At 62.6% G+C, this 12245-nt stretch carries 8 protein-coding genes; 5 read left to right on the forward strand and 3 right to left on the reverse strand.

What is annotated here, in order from left to right; genetic code table 11:
• Together DXT77_RS16225 and rlmKL are read right to left on the reverse strand one after the other, a co-directional pair.
• A partial coding sequence (locus tag DXT77_RS16225; protein ID WP_119428398.1) for a diguanylate cyclase occupies nucleotides 1–2383 on the reverse strand: 2383 nt, incomplete at its 3' end.
• Nucleotides 2384–2527: 144 nt separating this feature from the next.
• Nucleotides 2528–4798 (reverse strand): bifunctional 23S rRNA (guanine(2069)-N(7))-methyltransferase RlmK/23S rRNA (guanine(2445)-N(2))-methyltransferase RlmL, encoded by a 2271-nt coding sequence (rlmKL, locus tag DXT77_RS16230; protein ID WP_119428399.1) that lies wholly within the window; start codon nucleotides 4796–4798, stop codon nucleotides 2528–2530.
• Between the two features lie 529 nt (nucleotides 4799–5327).
• On the opposite strand from rlmKL, the gene rmf reads away from it, so the two are divergent.
• Entirely contained in the window at nucleotides 5328–5543 is a 216-nt protein-coding gene (gene rmf / locus DXT77_RS16235; RefSeq protein ID WP_003223300.1) for a ribosome modulation factor, read from the forward strand.
• Between the two features lie 139 nt (nucleotides 5544–5682).
• On the opposite strand, the gene DXT77_RS16240 is transcribed toward rmf, so the two are convergent.
• On the reverse strand, nucleotides 5683–6702 hold the full coding sequence (locus DXT77_RS16240) for a quinone-dependent dihydroorotate dehydrogenase (RefSeq protein WP_119428400.1): 1020 nt from the start codon (nucleotides 6700–6702) through the stop codon (nucleotides 5683–5685).
• Between the two features lie 221 nt (nucleotides 6703–6923).
• Here DXT77_RS16240 and DXT77_RS16245 point away from each other — a divergent pair, with 221 nt between their 5' ends.
• The 4 genes from DXT77_RS16245 (at nucleotide 6924) to DXT77_RS16260 (ending at nucleotide 11950) form a co-directional block, all read left to right on the forward strand.
• A complete protein-coding gene (locus DXT77_RS16245; protein WP_119428464.1) occupies nucleotides 6924–8135 on the forward strand; it encodes a CmpA/NrtA family ABC transporter substrate-binding protein in 1212 nt (403 codons plus the stop codon).
• A gap of 15 nt (nucleotides 8136–8150) precedes the next feature.
• Nucleotides 8151–8726, forward strand: a complete 576-nt coding sequence (locus DXT77_RS16250; protein ID WP_007916390.1) for an ANTAR domain-containing response regulator — start codon at nucleotides 8151–8153, stop codon at nucleotides 8724–8726.
• A gap of 334 nt (nucleotides 8727–9060) precedes the next feature.
• Complete coding sequence (locus tag DXT77_RS16255) at nucleotides 9061–10272, forward strand: NarK/NasA family nitrate transporter (protein WP_119428401.1); 1212 nt, start codon at nucleotides 9061–9063, stop codon at nucleotides 10270–10272.
• A 7-nt stretch (nucleotides 10273–10279) separates the two neighbouring features.
• Entirely contained in the window at nucleotides 10280–11950 is a 1671-nt protein-coding gene (locus tag DXT77_RS16260) for a bifunctional protein-serine/threonine kinase/phosphatase (protein WP_119428402.1), read from the forward strand.
• The last annotated feature ends 295 nt before the right edge of the window (nucleotides 11951–12245 follow it).

The raw sequence follows: 12245 nt of genomic DNA on the forward strand, positions 1-12245 counted from the left end.
CGTCGGCAGCGTCAGATGTGTATAAGAGACAGCCCTGCTTCGCCGCGTAAACCCCCGAATCCGCCCGCAACAACAGCGAATCGGCGCCCTCTCCCGGCCGCCAGCTGGCAATCCCGAAACTCGCCGTCACCACACCCACCACATCCACCGGCGCCCCGCGCAGGCCTTGCCACAACTCCACGGCCAGCATGTACGCGTGATCACCGTCGATGTCCGGGCACAGCACCATAAACTCTTCGCCACCCAGACGACAGAACACATCGGTCCGCCGCAGGCGATGGCCGATGCGCTCGCACACCGCCTGCAACACCCGGTCGCCGACCGCGTGGCCGTACTGATCGTTAATCCGTTTGAAGTGGTCGATATCGAGCATGATCACCGACAGTTCGCCACCGCCACGCTCGACCCGGGCCATTTCGGTGGTCAGGCGCTCCTGGAAATAGCGCCGGTTGTGGATGCCGGTCAGCGCATCGGTCACCGACAGTGCGCGCAGTTCTTCCTCCACGCGCTTCAGGTCGGAGATGTCCGAGATGTAGCCATGCCAGAGCACGCCGCCGCCCGGCAGTTCCTCCGGTGTCGCTTCGCCGCGCACCCAGCGCAGGCCACGCTCGGGCAATTGCACGCGGTACTCTTCACGCCACGGACTGAGATGGTCCGCCGAGGCACGGATCGACTTGCGCACGCGGCTGACGTCCTGCGGATGAATCCGGGTGAAGATTGATTCGGCATTGAGCAGCAGCACGTCGGGTTCCAGCTCGTAGATCTCGCGAATGCCGTCGCTGGCGTAAATCACGCTGAAGCGCCCGTCGAATTCCATCTTGAACTGATAGATGCCGCCGGGAACGTGGGCACTGAGCTTCTTCAGCAGCACGTCCCGCGCCGCCAGGGCCTCGTGTACGCGCTTGCGTTCGGTGATATCGATGCAGATCGCCAGGTGCCCGACCCACAGACCCTGCTCGTCCAGCACCGGGGTGGCGAGCATGTTCACCGGCAGATGGCTGCCATCCTTGCGCACCAGCGTCCACTCGCGCGCCTCATGCCCGCCGACTTCGCCGCCCTCTACCAGCATCGCCTGGCAGGTCGGGATGGCCTTGCCATAGCGGGCGCTCAGCTCCGCCGCTCGGGTAATCAGCTCACGGGGGAAATGCAGGTTTTCCAGGGTCATGTGGCCGACCACTTCAGCGCTGCGATAGCCGAGCATCTGCTCCGCGCCGGGGTTGAAGGTGTTGATCACGCCGCGCAGGTCAGTGGCGATGATCGCCACTTGCGTGGCCGCGTTTAGCACTCCGCGCAACTGGCCATGGGTGCCCCGCAGTTCCTGCTCGCGCTCATGCAGCTCCTGAGTGCGCAACTCGACCATGCGCAAGGCCCGCTGACGCTGACTGACCAGCACATACAGCAGCGCACTGAGCAGCAGGCTGAGCAAGCCACCCAGAATGACCACGCTGCCAACCGACGAATGGTTGGCTTGCAGGAAGGCATCGCTGGGTGTGATATCAACCTGATAATCATGGTCGGCCATGCGCACCAATTGCGTGGCCGACAGATCACTGGGTGCCGGCTCATTGGTCGACTCGAACAGGACCTCATGCTGATCGTTGGTCGACAGATCGAGGATGCGTACCGACAGGTAATCATGCAGCGCGTCCGGCAATCCATCGGCGAGCAACTGGCGCATGCTGATCACCGCCATCACATAACCGAAGGACTTGGGCTCACCCTCGCGCCGCACCGGCGCCACCAGCAGCACGCCCCGCGCATAGGCCGGTTCGATACTGACCAGATGCATCGGCTGCGACACCGCCAGGCCGCCGAGCTGATCGGCGCGCTCCAGGGTCGAACGACGCAGCGGCTGGGCCAGCAAGTCATAACCCAGCGGTGAACCGAGGCGGCTCTGGGTCTGGCTGTACACCACGACGACGTATTCATCCCGGGCGGCGGCCAGTTGCAGTTCGCCGCGGGCATTGAGTTCGCGCACGCTGAAGGTGGTAATGCCTTCGTCACGCACCCGCTGCTCGAAAGCGGCGCGCTCGGCACCGCTCACCCGCAAGGCGAACGAATAGGCCTGGGTGCGCAGCAATAAAGGTTGGGTGTAGCCGTCGAATTCGGCGCGGGACACCGATTCGGAGTTGGCGAAGAACCGGCGCAGGCCGTCGAGGCGTTGTTCCTGATCCTGAAAGCGTTCTTCAATGCGGCTGTAGCGCTCGTTGGCCAGCAGTTGAAAACGCTGGCGCAACTGGCTGTGAAACTGATTGAGGGTGGCCCAGGCCAGCAGTCCCGTGAGAATCCCGCCGGCGAGCAATACCAGCAGCGCGACCAGCCAGGCCGAGACTTCTTCGCTGATGAAACCCAGAATCTTTGGGCGCACGGGGTGCAACGACATATGGGCCACTCACTACGCCAGTACTTGCGGGATAACCCCATTGGCCGTGAGTGAGTTATAGCTATTAGCCATTAATTTGGCTAGCTCTGATCGGATCCAAGAACCTTTAAAATCAAGGCTCTGTGGATCCAATCAGACAGAGCGTCAACGAGCCGTGATTTTCCAGGCGCGGTGGATCTTGCCGTTGCGGGCGAAATCCGGGTCGATGGTGCTGGCAGTGATCTCCTCGACCGCGTAACGCTCGGCCAGGTTGTCTTCCAGCTGGAACTTGCGGAAGTTGTTGGAGAAGTACAACACCCCGCCCGCAGCCAGACGGGCCATGGCCAGGTCGATCAATTGCACCTGGTCACGCTGCACGTCGAAGATCCCTTCCATGCGCTTGGAGTTGGAGAAGGTCGGCGGGTCGATGAAGATCAGGTCGTACTCTTCCCGGCTGCTTTCCAGCCACGCCATAACGTCGCCCTGCTCCAGACGGTTCTTGTCGGAGAAACCGTTGAGCGACAGGTTGCGGCGCGCCCAGTCGAGGTAGGTTTTCGACAGATCGACGCTGGTGGTGCTGCGCGCGCCGCCCTTGGCCGCGTGCACACTGGCGGTCGCGGTGTAGCAGAACAGGTTGAGGAAGCGCTTGCCGGCCGCCTCTTTCTGGATCCGCATGCGCATCGGCCGGTGATCGAGGAACAGACCGGTGTCGAGGTAGTCGGTGAGGTTCACCAGCAACTTCACGCCGCCTTCGGTGACTTCGTTGAACTTGCCCTGGGCCGCCTGACGCTCGTACTGCTTGGTGCCGCTCTGACGCTCGCGGCGCTTGACCACTACGCGGCTCTTGTCGATGTTCAGTGCCTGCGGGATGGCCGCCAGGGCGTCGAACATGCGGATCGAGGCTTTTTCCGGATCGATCGACTTCGGCGCGGCGTATTCCTGGACGTGCACCCAGTCGTGGTACAGGTCGATGGCCATGGCGTATTCCGGCATGTCCGCATCGTAGACGCGGTAGCAGTCGATGCCTTCGCGCTTGACCCACTTGCCCATGGCCTTGAGGTTCTTTTGCAGGCGGTTGGCAAACATCTGCCCGCCTTCACTCAGGCGTGGCTGCTCGATCACCGGAGCCGGGGCCGGCGTCGGTTTGATCGGGTTGCCGTTCTTGTTGAACTTGCGCTCTTGCGGCTCGTTCGGCGTCTGATCATAGGCAGCCTGCTCGCGTTCGGCCTGACGCTGCTCCGGGGTACGACGCTCGCCGGTGACGAACTGGTCCGGCAGCACTTTGATCAACAGCAGCTTGCACGGCAGCGCGCCGTTCCAGAACGAATACTGTTTGTGGCTGCGGATGCCCATGCGCTTGCCCAGGTCCGGCGCGCCGGTGAACACCGCCGCTTCCCAGTTCAGGCAGGCCTGACGCAGGCGCTCGCCAAGGTTCTGGTAGAGGTACAACAGGCTGGCTTCGTCACCCAGACGCTCGCCGTACGGCGGGTTGCAGATGACCAGACCTTTCTGGTTCTGGTCCGGACGCGGCTCGAATGTCGCGACTTCGCCCTGATAGATCTTGATCCACTCGCTCAGGCCGGCGCGCTCGACGTTGTTGCGGCCCGGCTGGATCAGCCGTGGGTCCGCTTCATAACCACGGATCCACAGCGGCGGCTTGGCCAGACCGGCGGCAGCACGCTCGACGGCTTCTTCGTGCAGTTTCTTCCACAGCGCCGGTACGTGACCCAGCCAAGCGGTGAAACCCCACTGCTCGCGGCGCAGGTTCGGCGCCATATCGGCAGCGATCATGCCGGCTTCCACCAGGAACGTGCCGACACCGCACATCGGGTCAGCCAGCGCGCCACCTTCGGCAGCAATGCGCGGCCAGCCGGAACGGATCAGGATCGCGGCTGCCAGGTTTTCCTTCAGCGGTGCAGCACCCTGCTGCAAGCGGTAGCCGCGCTGGTGCAGGCTGTGGCCGGAGAGATCGAGAGAGAGGATCGCTTCGCCGCGATCCAGACGCAGGTGAATGCGCAGGTCCGGGTTGAGCTTGTCGATGCTCGGGCGGTCGCCCTGCGGGGTGCGCAGTTTGTCGACGATGGCATCCTTGACCTTCAGGGCGCCGAAATGGGTGTTGTCGATGCCCGAACCGTGGCCGCTGAATTCAACGGCCAGGGTGCCGTCGGCGAGCATGTGGTCCTGCCAGTCGACGTCGAGTACGCCGTGATACAGGTCTTCGGCGTTTTTCATCGGGAAGCGCTTGAGCACCAGCAACACGCGGTTGGCCAGACGCGACCAGAGGCACAGGCGATAAGCGGTTTCCATGGTCGCCATGCCACGCACGGCGGAGGTGTGCTCGCGGGCGTCTTCAAGGCCAAGCCCGACGGCTTCCTCGATGAGCAGGCCTTCAAGGCCTTTGGGGCAAGTGAGGAAGAGTTCGAAACGGTCGGACATGGTTTTTCCAGAGCCTTTGGCTAATGAACCGGCAACGCATTGCCGATCCGGTTTTCAATCAGGCGCTTTTCTACAAGAGCGCCCGCGTGGCACGAAGTGTGCCGTTCCATCCCCGCTGCTCGGGTCAAAGGAGCTTAGATGCCGGGACAGATAAAAAAGTTGATGCAACAAAATGACTCAAAGCAACCCTTCGTCGAAAAGTACCCGACGGTAAACGTGGGTCATTCTCACTAAGGCATTAAACCTGTCATACAGCGCAGGGCCGATCATACCGGGGTTTGGTGAATAAACATTCATGAAACCTGCCGTTACTTATCGCCATAGCACCCTTTTCGTTACGTCCTTATGACAAAACGGTCATTCCCTCGATGTGACTCATTGGTTAGAACTGGACACAGGTTGACGTCGCAACGGCGTCAACACCTTGGCTCGCCACGCCGGCAGCGAGCCGCCAACGGCAGAGTTTTTCTGCCAGACCTCAATTGAGGTCGACGCGACAAAAACAGTCAACAAGTGAGGGAAACACCCTATGAGAAGACTTAAGCGTGATCCGTTGGAAAGAGCATTTTTGCGCGGATATCAATATGGCGTTGGTGGCAAATCCCGTGAGCTTTGCCCATTTACTCTACCGTCGGTACGTCAAGCCTGGATCAACGGCTGGCGAGAAGGACGCGGCGACAACTGGGACGGTATGACCGGCACTGCGGGAATCCACAGACTCAACGAACTTCACGCCGTCGGCTGACACAGGGCACTTATTCCGACACGACAATCTGATTTCGCAACACCCTGATCACCATGCACGTCCTTCCCGGACGGCGGGCTACGGCCCAGGGGCTCCTTCGAGGAGCCCTTTTTTATGCCTGCCTTTTAATGTCCGAAGATCAGCGTTTGGCGGCGATGGCATCCACGGACTCGCGGATCAGCGCCGGGCCCTTATAGATGAAACCAGAGTAGATCTGCACCAGGCTCGCGCCGGCAGCGATCTTCTCGGCCGCATGCTTGCCTTCGGTGATACCGCCCGCCGCGATGATCGGCAGTTTGCCGACCAGCTCGGACGCCAGCACTTTCACGGTGTGAGTGCTCTTCTCACGCACCGGCGCACCGGACAGACCGCCCGCCTCGTCACCGTGTTCCATGCCTTCGACGCCCACGCGGCTGAGGGTGGTGTTGGTGGCGATTACCGCGTCCATCCCGGTTTCGATCAGTGCTTGCGCGACTTGCGCGGTTTCTTCGTCGGTCATGTCCGGCGCGATTTTGATTGCCAGCGGTACGTGTTTGCCGTGGCGCAGGGCCAGTTCGGCGCGGCGTGTGGCCAGATCTGCCAGCAATTGCTTGAGCGAATCGCCGAATTGCAGGCTGCGCAGGCCCGGGGTGTTCGGCGAACTGACGTTGACCGTGACGTAACTGGCGTGGGCGTAGACCTTGTCCAGGCAGATCAGGTAGTCATCCACAGCACGCTCGACCGGGGTGTCGAAGTTCTTTCCGATGTTGATCCCCAGCACGCCCTTGTATTTGGCCGCCGCCACCCGCGCCAGCAGGTTATCCACACCGAGGTTGTTGAAACCCATGCGGTTGATGATCGCCTCGGCTTCCGGCAGGCGGAAAATCCGTGGTTTCGGGTTGCCCGGCTGCGGACGCGGAGTCACGGTGCCGATTTCGACAAAACCGAAACCCAACTGCGCGAAGCCGTCGATGGCCGCGCCGTTCTTGTCCAGACCAGCCGCCAGACCCACCGGGTTCGGGAACTGCAGGCCCATCACGTTCACCGGCAGCGACGCCGGCGCCTTGCACAGCAAGCCGTTGAGGCCCAAACGCCCGCCCGCGCCGATCAGATCCAGCGACAGATCGTGGGAGGTTTCCGGGGAAAGTTTGAACAACAGCTGACGGGCCAGGGTGTACATGGGCGGCTATGACTCGGGCGGCGAAAAGAGGCGGCGATTATAGCCGGGCATCGCCCCGCCGCGCGAGGCGCATGCGCAAATCCGCTGCGCTGGCATATGCCTTGCACCTGCTCCTGCATCAGCCCGCAGGCCAATGGTGGCGTGCAGGCAAGGACAATGGCGTCGTCTCTCGGTTTTGCGCGGGCAAAGCCTCGGACGGCGTTTTTTTTGAGGGTGGCTTCATGACTCAAACCTCCGTCGGGCCACTGGCCTGGGTCAACGGCAGCGATGCCCCGGAAAAAAGCGCGATCAACCTGGGTTTCATGGCCCTGAGCGACTGCGCTTCGGTGGTGGTCGCCGCCACGCAGGGCTTTGCCCAGCCTTACGGCCTGACCCTGAACCTCAAACGCCAGAGCTCATGGGCCAACCTGCGGGACAATCTGGTCAGCGGCGAACTCGATGCCACCCACAGCCTGTACGGTTTGATCTACGCGGTACATCTGGGCATCGGCGGCATCGCACCGACCGACATGGCGGTGCTGATGGGCCTGAACCAGAACGGCCAGAGCCTCAACCTGTCACACGGCTTGCAGGGGCTGGGCGTGACCGGTCCTGAGGCGCTGCACCGCCATGTGCACCAAACCCGCGCAAGGCTGACCTTCGCCCAGACCTTCCCCACCGGCACCCATGCCATGTGGCTGTATTACTGGCTGGCGAGTCAGGGCATCCATCCGTTGCAGGATGTCGACAGCGTGGTAGTGCCGCCGCCGCAAATGGTCGCGCACCTGCAGGCCGGTCGCATCGACGGTTTCTGCGTGGGCGAGCCGTGGGCCGCCAGCGCCGTACAGCAAAATCTAGGGTTCACCCTGGCGACCAGCCAGACCATCTGGCCCGACCATCCGGAAAAAGTCCTCGGCTGCACCCGCGCCTTCGTCGAGCAATACCCCAACACGGCCCGGGCGCTGGTGATGGCGATCCTCGAAGCCAGCCGTTTCATCGAAGAAAGCCCGGAAAACCGCCGCAGCACCGCGCAACTGCTCAGCGCCGCCGAGTACCTCGACGCTCCGGTTTCATGCATCGAGCCGCGTTTTCTCGGCGCCTACGACGACGGTCTGGGCAACCGCTGGCAAGACCCGCACGCCCTGCGCTTTCACGGCGATGGTGCGGTGAATCTGCCGTATCTGTCGGACGGCATGTGGTTCATGACCCAGTTCCGCCGCTGGGGATTGCTGCGCGATGACCCGGACTACCTCGCCGTTGCACGTCAGGTGCAGCAACTGACGCTGTACCGCGACGCCGCCAGCGCGGTCGGTGTGCCGGTCGGCACCGAGGACTTGCGCAGCAGCCAGTTGATCGACGGCAAGGTCTGGGACGGCAGCGACCCGGCCGCTTACGCGCAGAGTTTCAAGTTGCATGCGTTGAGCAACAACGCCCCTCTTCTCGCCCGTTGCTGACAGGAGACCGCGAACATGTTGCGCATTCTGCTGATCAACGACACCGCCAAAAAAGTCGGGCGCCTGAAAGCTGCGCTGACCGAGGCCGGTTTCGAGGTCATCGACGAGTCCGGCCTGACCATCGACCTGCCGGCGCGCGTCGAAACGGTGCGCCCGGACGTGATCCTGATCGATACCGAGTCACCGAGCCGCGATGTGATGGAGCAAGTGGTGCTGGTCAGCCGCGACCAGCCCCGACCGATCGTGATGTTCACCGACGAGCACGACCCTGGCGTGATGCGTCAGGCGATCAAGTCCGGGGTCAGTGCCTACATCGTCGAAGGCATCCACGCACAACGCCTGCAGCCGATTCTCGATGTCGCCATGGCCCGCTTCGAAAGCGACCAGGCCCTGCGCGCCCAGCTTCAGGCCCGCGACCAGCAACTGGCCGAGCGCAAGCGCATCGAACTGGCCAAAGGGCTGTTGATGAAAATGAAGGACTGCAACGAAGAAGAGGCCTACACCCTGATGCGCCGCCAGGCCATGAGCCGTCAGCAGAAACTGATTCAGGTGGCGGAGCAGATCATTGCCATGAGCGAGTTGCTTGGCTGAAGGGCTGCGCCGCTTGCCATACCGCAATCGCGAGCAGGCTCGCTCCCACAAGGGATTGCATTTCAAATGTGGGAGCGAGCCTGCTCGCGATTGGCCGCAACGCGGTTTCAGACTGTTGGCACAAATCTCGCTAAGCAACTCTTACAGGTAACCAACGGCGGTTGCCCCACCCACGACAAAGACGTCGCTCACCTTCTTCGCCCCTTTCGGCGATCCGGGTAGCGGCGTTTTTGCGTTTTGGCCCCATTGACCGGGGCCGGTGGTGCGGCCGAGGCGGCGCCCCACTGTGCTGGTTCTGACTCCTTCTCGAGATTCTCTACCGCTGAGGTGCGCGATGAATAAAAGCTTCTGGAAATCCGGCCACACCCCGACCCTGTTCGCGGCCTTCCTGTATTTCGACCTGAGCTTCATGGTCTGGTATCTGCTCGGCCCGTTGGCGGTGCAGATTGCCGCCGACTTGCACCTGACCACCCAACAGCGCGGCCTGGTGGTGGCCACGCCGATTCTGGCTGGCGCCGTGTTGCGCTTTGCGATGGGCATGCTCGCCGATCGCCTGTCGCCGAAAACCGCCGGGCTGATCGGTCAGGTGATCGTGATTGGCGCGCTGTTCGGTGCCTGGAAACTCGGTATCCACAGCTACGAACAGGCCCTGCTGCTTGGCTTGTTCCTCGGCATGGCCGGCGCCTCGTTCGCCGTGGCCCTGCCGCTGGCCTCGCAGTGGTATCCGCCGGAGCATCAGGGCAAGGCGATGGGCATCGCCGGGGCCGGCAACTCCGGCACCGTGTTCGCGGCGCTGATCGCACCGGTACTCGCGGCGGCGTTCGGCTGGAGCAATGTGTTCGGTTTCGCCCTGATCCCGCTGATCCTGACCCTGGTGCTGTTTGCCTGGCTGGCGAAAAACGCCCCGGAGCGACCAAAAGCCAAATCCACGGCCGACTACTTCAAAGCCCTGGGCGACCGCGATAGCTGGTGGTTCATGTTTTTCTACAGCGTCACCTTCGGCGGTTTCATCGGCCTGGCCAGCGCCCTGCCCGGCTACTTCAACGATCAATACGGCTTGAGCCCGGTCACCGCCGGTTACTACACCGCTGCCTGCGTGTTCGGCGGTAGCCTGATGCGCCCGCTGGGCGGCGCGCTGGCCGACCGTTTCGGCGGAATTCGCACGTTGTTGGCGATGTACACGGTAGCCGCAGTTTGTATCGCAGCGGTTGGATTCAACCTGCCAAGTTCCTACGCGGCGCTGGCACTTTTCGTCTGCACCATGCTCGGTCTCGGCGCGGGTAATGGCGCGGTGTTCCAACTGGTGCCGCAGCGCTTTCGCCAGGAGATCGGCGTGATGACCGGGCTGATCGGCATGGCCGGCGGCATCGGCGGTTTTGCGTTGGCGGCGGGCATGGGCGCGATCAAGCAAAGTACCGGCAGCTATCAACTGGCGCTGTGGTTGTTTGCCAGCCTTGGCGTGTTGGCATGGTTCGGCCTGCACGGGGTCAAACGTCGCTGGAGAACCACCTGGGGTTCGGCGGCCGTGACCGCTGCCCGGGTCTGAGGCCCGCATGGCCCTGCAACTGAGCTTCGCCGAAGCCAGCGCCACCGGACCACGCGCGGAGAATCAGGACGCCTTGCGCCTGGTCACGCCGGCCCCGGCGCTGGCCGCCAGCAAGGGTTTTCTGTTCGCCATCGCCGACGGCGTCAGCCAGTGCGCCGATGGCGGGCTGGCGGCGCGCTCGACCTTGCAGGCGTTGGCGCTGGACTACTACGCCACCCCGCAGACCTGGAGCGTGGCCCAGGCGCTGGATCGCCTGTTGCTCGCGCAAAACCGCTGGTTGCAGGCCAATGGCGGCGGCCAGCCGTTGCTCACCACCGTCAGCGCCCTGGTTCTGCGCGGCAGACGCTTCACGCTGGCGCATGTGGGGGATTGTCGAATCTATCGCTGGCACGCCGCCACCCTGCAGCGGATCACCGAGGATCACGTCTGGGAGCAACCGGGCATGCAGCACGTGCTCAAGCGTGCACTGGGCCTGGATCAGCATCTGGTGCTGGATTTTCTCGACGGCGAACTGCGTGAGGGCGAAAGCTTCGTGCTGCTCAGCGACGGTGTCTGGGCCGCACTTGGCGACACGGCCATCGCCGGGATCCTGCGTGATCAACCGGATCTGCACAGTGCGGCACAAACGCTGGTCAACGCCGCGCATCTGGCCGGCAGCCAGGACAACGCCAGCGCCTTGCTGGTGCGGGTGGATACCGTGGGGGAAGCGAGCATCGGCGATGCGCTGATCCAGCTGCAGCAATGGCCGCTGCCCCCGACGCTCAAACCGGGTCAGACCTTCGAAGGCTGGCAAGTGCAAGGCATCGTCAGCCAGAGCCAGCAATCGTTGCTGTATCGCCTCCTCGACAACCAAGGCCAGGCGTGGCTGTTGAAGACCTTGCCTACACGGCTGGCGGACGATGCCCACGCAGGTCAGGCCTTGCTGGCGGAGGAATGGTTTCTCAAACGCGTGGCCGGGCGACACTTCCCTGAAGTCCATGGCGCAAGTCAGCGTCAGCATTTGTACTACGTGATGCGTGAATATTCGGGGATTACATTGGCGCAGCTGTTCGAGCGAGCCGGCCCACTGCCGCTGGCTCAGTGGCAGGACGTGGCCGAACGCCTGTTGCGGGCCGTCGGCCTGCTGCATCGGCGGCAGATTCTGCACCGCGACATCAAACCGGAGAACCTGCTGCTGGGGGATGACGGCGAGTTGCGTCTGCTGGATTTCGGTCTGGCGTATTGTCCCGGCCTGTCGCAGGACACTCCGTCGACGCTGCCGGGAACCCCTAGTTATATCGCCCCGGAGTCTTTTCGGGGCGATGCGCCCGAGGCTCGTCAGGATCTGTATGCGGTGGGCGTGACGTTGTATTTCCTGCTCACCGGGCACTATCCCTACGGCGAGATCGAAGCGTTTCAGCGACCGCGCTTCGGTGTGCCGGTGAGTGCGGCGCGTTATCGGCCGGATCTGCCGGAGTGGCTGGCGCAATGTCTGGAACGTGGCGTCTCGGCCGATCCGTTGCAACGTTATGAAACCGCCGAAGAATGGCTGCTGACGCTGGAAAAGGGTGAACGCCGTAGCCTGAATGTACGCCCTCGCCCCTTGCTCGAACGGGAGCCGCTGAAGGTCTGGCGGACATTGGCGTTACTGGCACTGCTGGGCAATCTGGTGCTGATGTTTCTGTTGTTTCATGGTTAATCCAGCGCTCCATTAACGGGCGTACCGCTTCCATTCAGTGCAAAAACCACAATGAACATCTGGCCAATTCCAGCACTCCCCCAGTGAATTCGGGGCTCACCGCGACTTGGCACAACCACTGCATTATCGTTTTCAACTGACATAAAGCCCGACCTTCAACGACGAAGGCCAGGCTTCCCGAGAGAACGGGACAAGGACAAAGGCGTCCTCGCTAGGTAACTGGCGGGACGCCTTTTTTGTTTGCGCCATTTTTTGTCGAGCAAGGCCTGACCGCCCACAAGAGGCAAGCCCGAAG

It is taken from the genome of Pseudomonas sp. 91RF (assembly GCF_003576265.1).
GTDB classification, from domain to species: domain Bacteria; phylum Pseudomonadota; class Gammaproteobacteria; order Pseudomonadales; family Pseudomonadaceae; genus Aquipseudomonas; species Aquipseudomonas kribbensis.

What these genes read in the sequence shown, in the direction of transcription:
- rlmKL (WP_119428399.1), bottom strand. Translation starts at nt 4,798, where the DNA reads ATGTCCGACCGTTTCGAACTCTTCCTCACTTGCCCCAAAGGCCTTGAA.
- rmf (WP_003223300.1), top strand. Translation starts at nt 5,328, where the DNA reads ATGAGAAGACTTAAGCGTGATCCGTTGGAAAGAGCATTTTTGCGCGGA.
- DXT77_RS16240 (WP_119428400.1), bottom strand. Translation starts at nt 6,702, where the DNA reads ATGTACACCCTGGCCCGTCAGCTGTTGTTCAAACTTTCCCCGGAAACC.
- DXT77_RS16245 (WP_119428464.1), top strand. Translation starts at nt 6,924, where the DNA reads ATGACTCAAACCTCCGTCGGGCCACTGGCCTGGGTCAACGGCAGCGAT.
- DXT77_RS16250 (WP_007916390.1), top strand. Translation starts at nt 8,151, where the DNA reads ATGTTGCGCATTCTGCTGATCAACGACACCGCCAAAAAAGTCGGGCGC.
- DXT77_RS16255 (WP_119428401.1), top strand. Translation starts at nt 9,061, where the DNA reads ATGAATAAAAGCTTCTGGAAATCCGGCCACACCCCGACCCTGTTCGCG.
- DXT77_RS16260 (WP_119428402.1), top strand. Translation starts at nt 10,280, where the DNA reads ATGGCCCTGCAACTGAGCTTCGCCGAAGCCAGCGCCACCGGACCACGC.